This window comes from Plebeiibacterium marinum (genome assembly GCF_026013615.1).
In the GTDB taxonomy this organism is placed as follows: domain Bacteria; phylum Bacteroidota; class Bacteroidia; order Bacteroidales; family Marinilabiliaceae; genus Saccharicrinis; species Saccharicrinis marinus_A.
Genome location: NZ_JAPDPI010000004.1, coordinates 1 through 13,999, shown reverse-complemented (window position 1 = coordinate 13,999; position 13,999 = coordinate 1). Strand labels below are relative to the sequence as shown.

Sequence of the window (13,999 nt, the reverse complement as noted above, 5' to 3'; positions counted from 1 at the left end):
ATCATGTAGTTTTGAAATACTTAGTGCTTCAAAGGTTTTATCCTTGATTGGAATAACTATGTTATAGATATTCATATTCATTGAATAATGCAGCCTGGCCAATTCTGTTATTTTCAGAATCATATACATTCCAAAGAATTACATTTTTAATCTCAAACCTCCTGCCTGTTTTAGATATTCTGATTCCTGTATAATCTTTTGAATACCCTTTTTCAGTAACCTCAGCTATGAACTTTTCTCTTTGACCTCTTTCGTCGCTTTCTGCTGAATATTTTGAAGGCATATTGGTGAATTCGTCCCAGGACATTTCAAACAGGTTAAGTCCGGTTTTATTTGCATAATTAAATATTGGATCATCTGATCCATTATGAGCTAACAGTACATAATCTGCATTGAATGCCTGTTTGGCTTGTTCTTCTGTACTCAGGGAAAAGTCAACTATTTCGATGTTTGCTAACTTTTTTAAACTATTTGTGATTAAAGAAATATAATCTTTTAAGTAATTGTTTTCGCTACTTGGTAAACCTGTTTTTTTCATTATGTGATGTTTGTAATTAATTGACTATTATTGTTTTGTAAATATTGTGCGTTTCCGATGTGGGTTCTTTTGTTGCGCAAATGTAACAAATGATTTAAACAAGGTTTAAAGAATTTTTCTTCTCTCTTAAAATGTGCGGGTGATTTTACTGCATGAATTCGCTGTCTCGTTTTGTATATCCTGCTGTTTAAACAATCTCTTTAGGTGTTGTTTATTCAAAAATTATGACGTTTTAACGATAAAAACAATAGGGTTGATTCAATTGTTCTTTTAAGGTAATAATTCATTTCTTAATTTTGCAAAAAGGATTTAGGTATGGGAGTAGAAAATATCAATAATATAAAGTGTGCTTTTTGTGATGTGCCTTTTAAGGTGTCATTGAGTTTTGAATATTTAATAGAATCAATTAAGCAAATCTCTGGAGAAGCAGGGCATCCCATGCAAAGCATGGCGACTGAAACACTGGATATGTTAGCGGGGCACCCGGAACTTTGTTCAAGAATTGATGACAAAGAAATACTTGAGGAAAATAGTGAACTGGTTCGTAAGTTAATGGCTTTCCTTATAAATCCGCTTAATGATAATGTTCTGATGGCAGCTTTGTTTCCTCCTTTTGGAATGCAGCCTTTTTATTGTACCCAAATGTTCAAGGACGTTGTTCTGGGGGAATCTAAAACTTTGGAAATTGCCTTTGATTTGGCGGAGGATTTGGATAAGATGTTGGTGTCGTTGTTGTATCATGCCTATCTTCTTATTTTAGATAAAGTATATGGTTTAAACTTATATAAGGATAAACCAATAACGCTTAAATTGACTGATGAGAACAGTGGGCTGGTTAAATATTTTACTACTCGTATTGATACCCAATATGTGCGGGTAAATCCATTGCAGAACCATAAAAAATTATCAGACGATGAATTAAAGCAGCTTTTTGATAAAGAGAATGATCTGGATTATTGGAATGAGATGATCCCTCTTGAAAATTTTGAGTTTTCGGGGCTAATGAAGTTCGATTATGTTGACTCAACCTATGATTATGTAATCTCTCAGTTGAAATCAGATTTATTGGATAAAAATGCCATCATAACACTGGATGGATTTGCAAATGTTAAAAACAGGATTAAGTCCTTAATAGAAAATCCTTTTTTAGAGGTTGGTATGATGGCAATTCATGATTTTGAATCCTCTTATAATAGAAATTATATTTGGAAAAGCATTATTCCATACCAGGAGTTGAGTTGCGAGGATTATAGGGATACGTTTTATGAAAAGGCTTTAACGGAGAAAAAAATTGTAATCACCAATGATTTAGCTAAAGTTGATAAAAATAAGGTTGTTGAAGCTTTTTTGAAAAGAAATATAAGGAGTCATGTGGTTATCCCGCTTATTTTGGATTCTGAAGTTGTGGGGATGCTTGAGTTTGCTTGTAGTATGCCGGAAAGCCTTAGTATGATCCAGGTGAAGAGACTCCATGAACTGTTTCCAATTTTTGCATTGGCTCTTCAGCGTTCAAAAGAGGAATGGAATGATAAAGTCAGGGCTATTATACAAACCGAATTTACTGCAATACATCCTACTGTTGAATGGAAGTTTCAGGAGACAGTTTCCAACTTGATTAGCCAGGAATATGAATCATCGGAATCCGCAGGGATAGAGCCTATCGTTTTCCCGGGAGTGGTTCCTATATATGGGGCATCTGATATCAGAGGTTCTTCTGTTGAGCGGAATAAAGGGATACAGGCCGATCTTACAACTCAATTGCACATGGTGAAAGAATTGCTTTGTTGTGAAGAACCTTTGGCAGAAATTCCTCTGGTTAGTAACTTGTGCTACAAAATAAATGAGTTTTTAAGTACTGTGGAAGGTGGGCTTAAGGCGGGGGATGAAGTTAGTATTCTTGATTTTTTAAGAAATGAGATAGAGCCGGTTCTTAATATTATGAGGAATCGTTTTAAAGATATGGTTGAGCCTATTGATAAATATTTTGCTAGCCTTGACCCTGATTTAAAGGTGATTTATAGTAAAAGAAAGGATTTTGAAGATAGCTTAACCCTTATTAATGATCAGGTTAGTGATATTATTGATAAAGAACAGGTGAAGGCTCAGCAAGTATACCCTCACTATTTTGAAAAATACAGGACAGATGGAGTGGAGTATAATGCTTACTTGGGACAGTCGTTGGTTAAGGGTTTGCCATATAGTGATATCTATCTTAAAAATATTCGTTTATGGCAGTTGTTGGTAAAGATAAAAGTGGCCAGGCGGGTAAGGAAACTTCAGCCGGAATTAAAGACTAAACTGGATGTAACTCAGTTAATTTTAGTTCACTCAGCTCCTTTAAGTATTGCTTTTAGGCAGGACGAAAAGAAGTTTGATGTGGATGGGGCCTATAATATCAGGTATGAAATTACTAAAAAAAGAATTGATAAGGCCATGGTAAAGGGAACCAGAGAACGGGTTACCCAGGTTGGGAGAATTGCCATTATTTATTCTTATGCAGAAGAAATTGAAGAATACAGGCGTTATATTGATTTCATGAAATCCCGTAAGCTGATTACGGATAATGTGGAAGATCTTGAGCTGGAAGATTTAACCGGGGCATCGGGATTGCGGGCTTTGCGGATAGAAGTGAACTTTGATGATTTGGAATCAGAACCCTTTGATAAGATCAGGATAGAGGAAGTGATTAAAGGTTAAAAAAAGCGATACCGGTTTTGTCTGGTATCGCTTTTTGTGTTATGTAATACGTGTGTATTTATTTGTTGAAACTAATTTTTTGCCATTTGTATCAGTTTGTTGCTGATAACTATGTTTTTCTTACTGGCAATTTCATGGTTTAGTTGGAATGTAAGTTTGTTATCCAATACCCTAAAATTTATTATTGAGTAATCAGGTGTGTAATCCTGTTCTTCCGTTACCGTCATAATTGCCTTGTTGTTGAGGGCTTCCAGATCTTTTTTTAATTTGGCGGATCTTCCGTTGGGAATAAATAAAACCTGGCATTTTTTAATGTCTTCAATTTCTGTAACTTCCATTACTGTTACCTTGGCCAAACCAATGTTTTTTCCATGAATAACTCTGTTTAGTTCATTCATGATTGTATTGTTTTTACCATATACACCTACGGTAAAGGTTTTTAACGACTCTTGCTCAGGCCATTTTATATACCTCATAAAGCTTGCTATAAAGGAAGCTTCTACTTTCTCTACGGTAGTTTGTGCACTTGCGCTTGTAATAAACAAATACATCAAAGTCAACCCCAAAAACTTTTTAATCATCATTCTGTTTTAATCCATTGTTAATACTATACTCGACCCATAACGGAAAGAATGATAATAGGTTACCTGATTTAAATCATGTTAACATTAATAAGTAGTGAATTGCTTAAATATATTTATGCAATCACTTTGTAATGTGTTGATATAAAAATATATGGGGTGTTTTGGTGTTGTTGTGTATAGTTTTCTAACAATAATTAATTTGATTTATTTAACAATTAGATATAGCCATTTGTGAATTTAGATTAAAAATTTTTAGAGCTAATGGCCCTAGGCACAAAGTGTTTTTATTGTATCGTTAAAGTCTTGCTTAATAATTGGCTTTTGGATGTATGCAGAAGCACCACTGTTTAAACAAGATTGAATTGTATTTATCGAAGTGTCACCAGATAATATTACAACTGGAATTTCTAACCATTCTTCCTGGATATCCCTGAGTATCTCGAACCCATCTTTGTTAGGCATGTATAAATCCAAAAGAATTAAATCTGGTTTTTCTTTTATGATCTTATTCCATCCATCAAGTCCGTCATGAGCTTCAATTATATTGAAGTCATAGCCCGATAGCATTTGTTTAATTGTAACTCTTGCATCAAGGGCATCGTCAACTATAAGTACTTTTTTCATATTCTGTAGGTCGTTTTTGTTGTGTTACGGATAAGTTTCTGTTAGGATCATTTTTGTTGATGAATGTAGTTTAGTAGGATTTGAATGTCAGGTTATAGGTGATAAAGTGTGCTTTTACCGTATTGGGGAGAAGTGTCTGGCAGAAATATGTATTATTTGTTGTGTGCTTGATTTATCTGTTTGAATACTAGTGTGGTGCTTGTGTTTATAAAATGAATGTATAAACTAGTAGGGACTGGTAGGTATTAATTGGAATTTTTTTATTATTATTGCAAGGGATAAATAAAAATTAACTATTTGATTAAATCTTTAACCGTTAGGATTTGTTTGTTGCTAAGTAAGATAAAGGTTAAATTTTAAAATAATTGTTAAGTTATGGCTACAATAAGCTCATTGATTGAAAAAATTAACGGAGGGAATAACCCGTTTTTTAAAGAATTGTATGGAACTGACGAAACCGTGTTGAAAGACCAGGCAGCACGTTACGAAAAGTATATGGGTGAATTTAAAAATATTTACGGAAGCGATGATGTAATGTTGTTAAGCTCACCAGGACGTACAGAAGTTGGAGGAAATCATACGGATCACCAGTTGGGCCGTGTGTTGGCTGGAGCTGTAAACCTTGATAATATTGCCATAGCTGCTTCTAATGGCACAAATGTGGTTCGTATTACTTCAATTGGTTTTGATCCCTTTGAAGTTGATTTAAGTGTTCTTGAGGTTACGGAATTTAAACTTACTCCGGGAAATATTGTAAGAACAATAGCAAAGGAAATTAAAGCCTTAGGATTAGAAATTGGTGGTTTTGATGCTGTTATTCACGGTTGTGTTCCGGAAGGTTCCGGGTTGAGTTCGTCAGCTTCTTTTGAGGTACTTATTGGTGCTATCTTCAGTAACTTGTTTAATGAAGGAAAATTAGATCCGGTAGATAATGCCAAGATTGGGCAGAAAGCAGAGCATGCTTGTAAAAAATTCTGTGGATTGATGGACCAGACAGCTTGTGCGGTTGGTGGTTTTATTACAATCGATTTTGCAGATAAGGCAAATCCGGTTGTGAAAGCGTTGGATTTTGATTTTGCCAAAACAGGTTACTCATTAGTTATTACAAACACAGGTGGTAGTCATGGAGGTTTAGATGAGGAATACAATGCACTTCCGGGCGAAATGAAATCTGTGGCAAAAGAGCTTGGTCAGGAAGTTCTTCGTCCGCTTTCAATGGAAGATGTGGTAAAGGGTATCCCTGCTATTCGTGAAAAAGTTGGTGATCGTGCATTGTTGCGTTCAATTCACTTCCAGGCTGATAACTCTCGTGTTGTTTACCAGGTAGAGGCTTTAGAATCAGGTAAATTTGATCAGTTTTTAGAATTGGTTGTTGAATCAGGGTTCAGCTCTTATATGTACAACCAAAATATTTTTGTTGGTGGAGAAACAAAACATCAGAATGTAGCCTTGGCTCTTGCGCTAAGTGAGCTTGTGCTTAAAGGTAAAGGGGCTTGGCGTGTTCATGGTGGTGGATTTGCCGGAACTATCCAGGCGTTTGTTCCTAATGACTTGTTGGATACTTATATCGATACTTTAGAGTCTGTATACGGAAAGGGTAACTGCCATAAGTTGTTTATTCGTTCAAAAGGAGCTGTTCAGGTTGAACTATAAAAATACTGCATAACAACGGTTGGGTTTAATCTAATTATACCTGACTGTTTGTTTTATGATAGTTATTTGGCAAAAGAAAGCCACAAACTGAAATATGGTAAATGGCTGTGTTTCCATTTAGGAAGCTATATTTGCAATTGATAAATCTTAAAAAAGTTTTAAAATGACAAAAGCTTCAGATATTTTTACGCTTAAGAATGCCAATAATGTAGAGGTTTCTTTTATCGGTAGGGGTGGACAAATTGTAGGCATTAAGGTTCCGGATGCAAAAGGTGAAATAGCAGATGTTGTTGTGGGGTATGAAACTGTAGATGCAGCATTAGCTGGCGATGCATATTTTGGTGCTCTTTGTGGTCGTTATGCAAACCGCATTGTAAATGGACAGTTTGAGTTGGATGGAGAAAAATTTCAGCTTGAAATAAATAATGGTCCTAACCACCTGCATGGAGGTGTTGATGGTTTTAATCTTCGTGTTTGGGAAGTTGAACCGTATGCAGATCCAAAATTTGCACAGGCATATAAACTTTCATTGGTTAGTCCTGATGGAGATCAAAAATACCCGGGCGAACTTACGGTAAGTGTAGTTTACGGATTGACGGATGATAACGAATTTGTTATTGATTATACTGCAGAAACCACAAAAACTACTATCATCAACCTTACCAGTCATGCCTATTTTAATATGAAAGGGGCAGGAACCGGAACGGTTGAAAACCATGAATTGCAATTAAATGCATCAAAATATACACCTATCGATGGTGAGATTGGTACAGTAACAGGGGAAATAGCAGAGGTAAAAGGTACTGCTATGGATTTTGTAGATGGAAAAACCATAGGAGAAGCTTGTAACTCGGATGACGAGCAGGTGAAATTGGTAGATGGTATCGACCATAATTTTGTAATTGACGGGTATGATGGTTCTTTGAAACTGGCTGCCAGGTTAAAGGATCTGGATAGTGGTCGCGAAATGGAAGTTTATACAGACCAGCCAGGCGTTCAGATTTATACAGGAAGTCATTTTGATAGTTCTGAAACTGGTAAATTGGGTGCTCCTATTGAAAAATGGGGTGGTGTTGCCCTGGAAACACAAATTTTCCCGGATGCTCCAAATAAGGACAATTTCCCAAATGCAGTTCTAAAACCAGGAGAAACCTATAAGCATACATGTGTTTATAAGTTTATCTTATAATCAACAATAATAAACAATAATGGAATATGGCCATCCTGTAGTTCAGGATGGTTTTTTGTTTAGAATGGAAACAAGGAAAAATACTTCTTTGATTTCTTAATTATTTTGCTTTTTTTGGCGTTCCAAAACAACTATAAAACTTATTCATATTATAACATATTATAAAACTATAAACTATAAACTAAAAACTACAAAATGAATTCAAGTAAAAAAGGAAATGTTCTTCCAATAGTGATGATGATATTGCTATTTGGAATGATTTCATTCGTAACAAACCTGGCAGCTCCAATGGGAGTTGTGGTTAAATCTCAATTCCAAACATCCAACTTATTGGGGATGTTAGGGAACTTTGCTAATTTTCTTGCATATCTTTTTATGGGTATTCCTGCCGGAAAACTGTTAGAGAAAATTGGATATAAGAAAACTGCATTGATAGGTATTGTTGTAGGTTTTGTTGGTGTGGGTATTCAATATACATCAGGATTGGCCTCAAGCTTCTTTGTTTATTTGCTTGGAGCCTTTGTTGCAGGTTTTTCCATGTGTATTTTAAATGTGGTGGTAAATCCAATGCTAAACACCCTGGGTGGTGGAGGAAAAAAAGGAAACCAGCTTATTCAGGTTGGAGCTACCTTTAATTCGTTTATGGGAACTTCAGTTCCTTTATTGGTAGGAGTGCTTGTTGGGGAAGTAACTAAGAATACTGCTATTAAGGATGTAAATCCTGTAATGTTTATTGCATTGGGTATTTTTGCCTTGGTAGGTCTTGTATTATATTTTGTTGATATTCCGGAACCACATATGAATGTAGCTGGTGAAGCGAAAGAAAAGTCGAGCCATAGTGCCTGGTCTTTCCGTCATTTTATTTTAGGGGCTATTGGTATTGGTGTTTATGTTGGTGTTGAAGTTGGAGTTCCGGGAACCATGTTCTTTTTCTTGACAGATGCCAATGCGGGTGCATTGGATGGCGGTACTGCCGGAACAGTTGTTGCAACCTATTGGTTGTTGATGTTGGTGGGTCGTTTTGTTGGAGCGTCTATTGGAGGTAAAGTTTCGAGTAAAACGATGTTGATAGTTGCTTCTGCAGTTGGTATGGTATTGGCTTTTATGGCAATTATATCACCAATTACATCTACGGTTGCTATTCCTGTGTTCCAAAGATCAACTACAGGTATTGCTTTTGGATTGGCAAATGTACCTATTAATGCCATGTATTTGGTGCTAATTGGATTGTGTACTTCTGTAATGTGGGGTGGTATTTTTAACCTTGCTGTTGAAGGACTGGGACGATTCACAGCTTCTGCTTCTGGTATTTTTATGACCATGGTTGTTGGTGGTGGAATACTTCCTTTAATCCAAAATGGAGTTGCCGATAACTTAGGCTTTATGACATCATATTGGGTTCCATTTCTGGGATTAGCTTATTTATTGTACTACTCATTAATAGGTAGTAAAAATGTAAATACTGATATTCCGGTTGAATAGTATTTAACTCATACAGAATAAATAAAAGCCGTAGTTTGATTAGCTACGGCTTTTTTTATTTACAGAGATATTGTGTCAGTTATTAGATGCTTTACTGACATTAGTTCGTTAAATTTTTATAATGTACTGATTCTAAATACATTGAATAATTTATGGCATAATTATTATCTTATTGATTTTAAGCGAATTGTAAATCAGTCTAATGTCTATTATCTAAAATCTAACGATCTATTGACTGAACTACGTATAAAATAATACTACCGCCTTTGTGTTATTTTTAGATTAAATCATGTATTTCTAATGAATAGAGTTCGTTTTAACCGTTTACATTATTACTTTTGAGGCGCTCAAAAATTTGGGTGCACAAGTTGTTTTTGGTTAAGTGTATCAATTTCCTGAAAAATGAAAAAGAAAGAATTAATTATAGATGGTGCTATTAATTTGTTTGTTAACAAGGGCTTTACGGCTTCTACAAACGAATTGATTAATAGGGTTGGGATAGCAAAAGGTACACTTTATCATTATTTTAAGAGTAAAGATCAGCTTATTGTAGATATCTATAAAGCTTTGATGTTTGAAATTGAAAAAGAATGCGTTACAGAAATGTCAGAAGAGGAAGATCCTCATGCATATACAAAAGATGTTTTTGGAAAGATTGTGAGCTGGTTTATTAAAAACCCCAATAAATTCTACTATATAAATAGTTTTGAAGCAAGTCCTTATATAAAAATTCATGCCCTTTCAGTTAGGGATACCCTTGATGGTCCACAAAAGAATATTATGCAGAAAGTTAATATGGGGGTAATGAAAAACTACAATACAAACCTGATTAAGTTTTTTGATTTTGCCTTTACTCGCTCTATGGCAAATTATTTTTTGTCGCAGGCAAACCCACTTGCTCAGTTTCGTAAGGAGTTTGACGAAGCATTTGATTTGTATTGGCAAGGAGCTGCCAGATAGTTTTTGAGTTTTGCTAATTCTTTGATTAGTAACTGACTAAAAGCTCTTCTTTAAAACTTCCTTTCCGTCTTTAACTTTAGCTCACAAGGTTTATTATTATTAGACTTGGCCTGTATCTCAGGACTTAGCCTTTAAATATTAAATAAAGGCATTACCTCCTCAGCTGAAGTGTAACTATTCCCCCCTATCATAGGTATTTCAATCTCTCATCCAATGAATAAGGTTTTGCTTTAAGTGGAAATCTCATGAATACTACTACCATATACTGACCTAAATAATGAATGGCAGGTATCAAAGAGGCATTCATGACTTATTTTTTTTATACATTGTACACTACTTACTTTTTATTTCTTAATATTGCTTAATAGTTCATTTACTGCTCTTTAGCTTGTTTTCAATTTCGTTATATTACCCAAAATTCATATATTTGACATGTGTTTGTATGTTAGAAAGTATATGAAGCGAAACATACAAAACACCCAGTAAATAAAGGGTTGTACAATATAGTAAAAAAACGAAAAACAGTTTGTATGGGAGCAAAAGTTAGTACGTCGATAGTTTTATATAAAAGCCAAACTAAGAAGAATGGTAAGCATCCTGCTAAACTCAGGGTTACATACAACCGTAAACAAATGTATTACAGCATTGATAATAAAGAGCGTGTTTATGAATTTACGCCAGAGGAATTCAATAAAGTTCTCGCTCCAAAACCAAGAGGTGTATTTAAGGACATCAAGTTAGAGTTTTCATTAATTGAAGATAAAGCCAATAAGATTATTGCCTCAATGGAAACTTTTTCTTTCAGGCAGTTTAAAACAAAATTTGGTATTGCTGGAGGTGACCTTACAAATATTCTATTCTATTTTGAAAGGCGTATTAAGGAATTTGGAGATAATGACCAGTGGTGTAGTTGGGCGCAATTCACTACCGCAATGAGAACCCTAAAAAAGTATTTTGGCAGTAATCAAATCGACTTTAGAGAACTAACTGTAAATGAACTAGAGAAATATGAGCAATGGATGGTGACACAAAATCTTTCAATGTCATCAATCAATACTTATATGGCTTCTACAAGGACAATATTCAAGATTGCTCAACGTGAGGGTGCAATATCAAAGGATTACTACCCTTTTGGTGAAGGTGGTTACAAACTTCCATCAAGTCAAAACGTGAAAAGAGCTTTGAAAATGAATGAAATTGAAAAAATATATAACTACGAATGTAAGGAGTTTTCATATCGTGACGAAGCAAAAGATTTATGGCTGTTTAGTTACCTTTTAAATGGGGCTAATATGAACGATATTATCAGATTAAAGTATAAGAATGTTGATGATGAATTCATAACATTTGTTCGTAGAAAAACCAGAAAAACTAGCAAATCATCTAAGCCAATAAGCGTTGCTCTTACTGATGATTTAAAAAAATTAATAGACAAATGGGGAAATAAAGACCGCTCTCCAGAAAACTATATATTTCGTTTCATAAATGAAGATATGACCGAAAAGCAGATTAGGCGTTGCTTGGATAGACTAATCAAAAGAACTAACGACCACATGAAAAAAATCGCAACTGAGGTCGGAATAGAGAAAACGGTAACTACATATACGGCAAGGCACAGCTTTTCAACGGTATTAAAACGTTCAGGAGTTTCAACTGAATACATCGGGGAAAGTTTAGGTCATAACAATCTAAGAACTACTGAACTTTACCTTGATAGTTTTGAAGATGAAACAAAAAAAGAAGTGGCTAAATACTTAACAGCATTTTCAAAGGGGTAAGAGATTAATTAATCCCCTTTCTTATGCTTGTGTGGTTTTAGTGATGGCGTATTTCCCGGAGTTTCTTTATTATCTCGTTGTCGTCTGTCAGGTTTCCCTGTTGATTTTGCTGTTCGTTTTGGACCAGGTTTAATTCCCATGATTTTTGGCTTTTGTTAGAATTATATTTTACTCACAAGTTCATAATAATTAGTCAAATATCAAAATTGTCATAAACTTTCGGGAGGTTTGTAAAATCTAATTCTCAAATATTATTTTCCCAATCCGCTTCAACCATCCTTCAAGGAATAAATGATTTTTGCCCTTCTTGGCAATTTTGTGGTAATAGCGGATTCGAGCTTTTTTGATTTCCCAAAAAAGTTCCTTTGGTTGGCAATTGGCAATTGCGGTAAGTGTCAGTTTTCCAATAATACCGTCCATTTTTAAGTCGGCATCAAAGAATTGGTTTAATACACGTTGAACGCCTCTGGCTCCCCATACTCCGCTATTAACACACCAATCAAAAATGATTTCTTGTAGTGAGCCATTGGAGATTTCATCAATTTTAAACCTTTTGTAAAAGGTCTGCTCATAAAAATCCTTTACAAGCTGTGTCAATTGAGGAACATCAATCTTAAAGTTCCAAGGTATTTCACCATAGGTTTCTTTGTAGGCATCAATGTATTGCCAACCTTCCCAATCGGGATGCAAATTCCGGGCAACACCCATGTAGGTTTCTCCACCTCGGTCGCCTTCTACGTTGGCATAATAGCCTTCATGCTTGATTACGCCATCAAACAACTCATCGAATGTTTTCATTTTTTACGTCTGTTTTTAAGTTTGACATCGTTTACTCCTGACATTGCACCACCGAAAAGAAAATCAATAATGGTGCTTAGTTTGGTGGATATTCCACCGTTGATACTGCTTACAAATGCTATTTGCCAATCATCAAGCTGAATGGTATCGAAGATGAAGTAGTTCAGCATCACGAAAGTCAATGCACACCAAGCAAGTAAAAAGAAGATTGCAAAAGCTTTTTGAAGCCAACTGTCTTTCTGATACATCTCCCTGGCTGAACTCCTATCGGCAACTGCCATCTTAAAGAGTTCCATTTTCCCCTGGAGCTTTTCTTCCTGCGTGGTGAATATTTCATCAATGAGCTTCGTTCCCTCTTTTAAGGTTTCCGCAGCTCCGGCATTGATTACCTTTCCAAATAACTTTCTCATCGTTCTACAAATTTTAAAATGGTATCGAGCTTCTCGTTAAGCTGCTTAATGGTTTGGTGAAATAGTTCCTTACTCACATATATTTCCTTGGAGCTGTCCCTTAAATCGGATATGCGTTTATGCAGTACCGTAAACTTGTTTTCGCATGAAGCAAGTTCCTTTGTCAAGTGCTGAATATCCTTTTCCAATAAATCGGTTTTGGCATCCACCGTTTCTTTTGTGGCATTCTTTGATATGGCATTGCGGATGATGAAGGAAACCACACCAACGATAAGCGAGCTGAAAGCACCGATTACAAGCCAATAGAATTTAATTGTCATTTCTTCCATGCTAAAAGATTTTAATGGTTTCTGTGCTGCCCTCCGGAAAGCGGTTTTTCTCCATCGTTGCACTTTTGTTTTCGATGTGCATGATGGCATCCACAATATGCTCCCACTTCGTTCCACCTTTGGAGCTTCCGTCTCGGTTTGCCTGATTGATGATTACAAATGAGGTGTTCGGGAACTGTTTCTTCAGCTCTTTAAATTCCTCGTGTGAAATATCGGTCGTTTGAGTACTGTCGATAAAAACTACATCGTAATCCCTAAACAGCTTCGGGTTGTAGTCCTCGATAATCCCAATCGGACTGTTAATACCAAGTCTTACCACTTTCTCCTGCATTGTTCCTTTTGCACCTTCTTCATTGGCTACATACAGGACTTTATATCCGTGTTGCTTTACCAATTCATCGGCAAACATCAAGGCTACGGTACTTTTCCCATGAAAGCGTGAGCCATAAATCATTATATAGAATGGGATATACAGCTTGCCTAATAGTTTACCGAACTTTCCTCGGATTGAGATGGTCTTAAAATTCATCTTGGCAAGGTCGTTTGCCAAAACAACATGGTCGGATGCGATTACTGCGGTTCTTGTTGTGCCGGGATTGAATGCCCTGTTTTGAGAGCCACTACTTTTGGGCATGGAAGTAGTGGCATTTACTTTCCCAATCCGGCAATGCCTTGTAGCCCTTTTAACTGAACATTGGTAACAAGCAGTTTATCACTCTCCAGATAATCGTGTAAATGCTTTTGGACGTTTTTAACCTGTTCAAATTCCTTGTCAGATTTGTCAACCTTACCGTTTTTCAATGAATTGGTAACTGTGGTAAGTAAGCGTTGGGCTTTTGCTTTTGTAATATTGCCATACAGGTTGATAAACCTTTTAATCAATGCAACTGCCGGAGTAACACCATAGTCATCCACTATCTTTTTCAGCTTCGTGTACAATGAATCCGGAACTTCAAA

At 35.7% G+C, this 13,999-nt stretch carries 15 protein-coding genes; 6 read left to right on the top strand and 9 right to left on the bottom strand.

The features are described 5' to 3' along the window. Nucleotides 1–61: 61 nt before the first annotated feature. Complete coding sequence (locus OM074_RS03150) at nt 62–538, bottom strand: MEKHLA domain-containing protein (protein WP_301197825.1); 477 nt, start codon at nt 536–538, stop codon at nt 62–64. A gap of 315 nt (nt 539–853) precedes the next feature. Here OM074_RS03150 and OM074_RS03145 point away from each other — a divergent pair, with 315 nt between their 5' ends. Next, nucleotides 854–3,235, top strand: coding sequence for a GAF domain-containing protein (locus OM074_RS03145; RefSeq protein WP_301197824.1), 2,382 nt, complete (start codon nt 854–856; stop codon nt 3,233–3,235). A gap of 71 nt (nt 3,236–3,306) precedes the next feature. On the opposite strand, the gene OM074_RS03140 is transcribed toward OM074_RS03145, so the two are convergent. Both OM074_RS03140 and OM074_RS03135 read right to left on the bottom strand, forming a co-directional pair. Next, complete coding sequence (locus OM074_RS03140) at nt 3,307–3,819, bottom strand: YfiR family protein (RefSeq protein WP_301197823.1); 513 nt, start codon at nt 3,817–3,819, stop codon at nt 3,307–3,309. A gap of 267 nt (nt 3,820–4,086) precedes the next feature. Continuing rightward, complete coding sequence (locus tag OM074_RS03135) at nt 4,087–4,443, bottom strand: response regulator (RefSeq protein WP_301197822.1); 357 nt, start codon at nt 4,441–4,443, stop codon at nt 4,087–4,089. Nucleotides 4,444–4,818: 375 nt separating this feature from the next. On the opposite strand from OM074_RS03135, the gene OM074_RS03130 reads away from it, so the two are divergent. The 5 genes from OM074_RS03130 to OM074_RS03110 all read left to right on the top strand — a co-directional run bounded on the left by OM074_RS03130 (nt 4,819) and on the right by OM074_RS03110 (nt 11,505). Next, nucleotides 4,819–6,096, top strand: coding sequence for a galactokinase (locus OM074_RS03130; RefSeq protein WP_301197821.1), 1,278 nt, complete (start codon nt 4,819–4,821; stop codon nt 6,094–6,096). Between the two features lie 163 nt (nt 6,097–6,259). Continuing rightward, the gene (locus OM074_RS03125) at nt 6,260–7,285 is read left to right on the top strand and encodes an aldose epimerase family protein (protein WP_301197820.1); all 1,026 of its coding nucleotides are present in this window, start codon (nt 6,260–6,262) and stop codon (nt 7,283–7,285) included. A 195-nt stretch (nt 7,286–7,480) separates the two neighbouring features. Beyond that, nucleotides 7,481–8,767, top strand: a complete 1,287-nt coding sequence (locus OM074_RS03120) for an MFS transporter (protein WP_301197819.1) — start codon at nt 7,481–7,483, stop codon at nt 8,765–8,767. Nucleotides 8,768–9,169: 402 nt separating this feature from the next. Beyond that, nucleotides 9,170–9,727 (top strand): TetR/AcrR family transcriptional regulator, encoded by a 558-nt coding sequence (locus OM074_RS03115; RefSeq protein ID WP_301197818.1) that lies wholly within the window; start codon nt 9,170–9,172, stop codon nt 9,725–9,727. Between the two features lie 530 nt (nt 9,728–10,257). Further along, a complete protein-coding gene (locus OM074_RS03110) occupies nt 10,258–11,505 on the top strand; it encodes a tyrosine-type recombinase/integrase (RefSeq protein ID WP_301197817.1) in 1,248 nt (415 codons plus the stop codon). 8 nt (nt 11,506–11,513) lie between these two features. Here OM074_RS03110 and OM074_RS03105 read toward each other — a convergent pair whose 3' ends face one another. The 6 genes from OM074_RS03105 to OM074_RS03080 form a co-directional block, all read right to left on the bottom strand. Next, the gene (locus tag OM074_RS03105) at nt 11,514–11,645 is read right to left on the bottom strand and encodes a hypothetical protein (RefSeq protein ID WP_262328674.1); all 132 of its coding nucleotides are present in this window, start codon (nt 11,643–11,645) and stop codon (nt 11,514–11,516) included. A 97-nt stretch (nt 11,646–11,742) separates the two neighbouring features. Next, nucleotides 11,743–12,303 carry a glycoside hydrolase family 108 protein gene (locus OM074_RS03100; protein ID WP_301197816.1) on the bottom strand — a complete coding sequence of 187 codons (561 nt, stop codon included), beginning with the start codon at nt 12,301–12,303 and terminating at the stop codon, nt 11,743–11,745. After that, complete coding sequence (locus OM074_RS03095) at nt 12,300–12,713, bottom strand: hypothetical protein (protein ID WP_301197815.1); 414 nt, start codon at nt 12,711–12,713, stop codon at nt 12,300–12,302. Before OM074_RS03095 ends, OM074_RS03100 begins: the two co-directional genes overlap by 4 nt. Further along, nucleotides 12,710–13,042 (bottom strand): hypothetical protein, encoded by a 333-nt coding sequence (locus OM074_RS03090; protein WP_262328551.1) that lies wholly within the window; start codon nt 13,040–13,042, stop codon nt 12,710–12,712. The genes OM074_RS03095 and OM074_RS03090 overlap by 4 nt, the downstream gene beginning before the upstream one ends. A 1-nt stretch (nt 13,043) precedes the next feature. Then, nucleotides 13,044–13,676 carry a P-loop NTPase family protein gene (locus OM074_RS03085; protein WP_301197814.1) on the bottom strand — a complete coding sequence of 211 codons (633 nt, stop codon included), beginning with the start codon at nt 13,674–13,676 and terminating at the stop codon, nt 13,044–13,046. 14 nt (nt 13,677–13,690) lie between these two features. Continuing rightward, on the bottom strand, nt 13,691–13,999 hold a 309-nt coding region (locus tag OM074_RS03080; protein WP_301197813.1), incomplete at its 5' end, for a hypothetical protein.

What these genes read in the sequence shown, in the direction of transcription:
- OM074_RS03105 (WP_262328674.1), bottom strand. Translation starts at nt 11,645, where the DNA reads ATGGGAATTAAACCTGGTCCAAAACGAACAGCAAAATCAACAGGGAAA.
- OM074_RS03130 (WP_301197821.1), top strand. Translation starts at nt 4,819, where the DNA reads ATGGCTACAATAAGCTCATTGATTGAAAAAATTAACGGAGGGAATAAC.
- OM074_RS03100 (WP_301197816.1), bottom strand. Translation starts at nt 12,303, where the DNA reads ATGAAAACATTCGATGAGTTGTTTGATGGCGTAATCAAGCATGAAGGC.
- OM074_RS03145 (WP_301197824.1), top strand. Translation starts at nt 854, where the DNA reads ATGGGAGTAGAAAATATCAATAATATAAAGTGTGCTTTTTGTGATGTG.
- OM074_RS03115 (WP_301197818.1), top strand. Translation starts at nt 9,170, where the DNA reads ATGAAAAAGAAAGAATTAATTATAGATGGTGCTATTAATTTGTTTGTT.
- OM074_RS03125 (WP_301197820.1), top strand. Translation starts at nt 6,260, where the DNA reads ATGACAAAAGCTTCAGATATTTTTACGCTTAAGAATGCCAATAATGTA.
- OM074_RS03120 (WP_301197819.1), top strand. Translation starts at nt 7,481, where the DNA reads ATGAATTCAAGTAAAAAAGGAAATGTTCTTCCAATAGTGATGATGATA.
- OM074_RS03150 (WP_301197825.1), bottom strand. Translation starts at nt 538, where the DNA reads ATGAAAAAAACAGGTTTACCAAGTAGCGAAAACAATTACTTAAAAGAT.
- OM074_RS03095 (WP_301197815.1), bottom strand. Translation starts at nt 12,713, where the DNA reads ATGAGAAAGTTATTTGGAAAGGTAATCAATGCCGGAGCTGCGGAAACC.
- OM074_RS03140 (WP_301197823.1), bottom strand. Translation starts at nt 3,819, where the DNA reads ATGATGATTAAAAAGTTTTTGGGGTTGACTTTGATGTATTTGTTTATT.
- OM074_RS03090 (WP_262328551.1), bottom strand. Translation starts at nt 13,042, where the DNA reads ATGGAAGAAATGACAATTAAATTCTATTGGCTTGTAATCGGTGCTTTC.
- OM074_RS03085 (WP_301197814.1), bottom strand. Translation starts at nt 13,676, where the DNA reads ATGCCCAAAAGTAGTGGCTCTCAAAACAGGGCATTCAATCCCGGCACA.
- OM074_RS03135 (WP_301197822.1), bottom strand. Translation starts at nt 4,443, where the DNA reads ATGAAAAAAGTACTTATAGTTGACGATGCCCTTGATGCAAGAGTTACA.
- OM074_RS03110 (WP_301197817.1), top strand. Translation starts at nt 10,258, where the DNA reads ATGGGAGCAAAAGTTAGTACGTCGATAGTTTTATATAAAAGCCAAACT.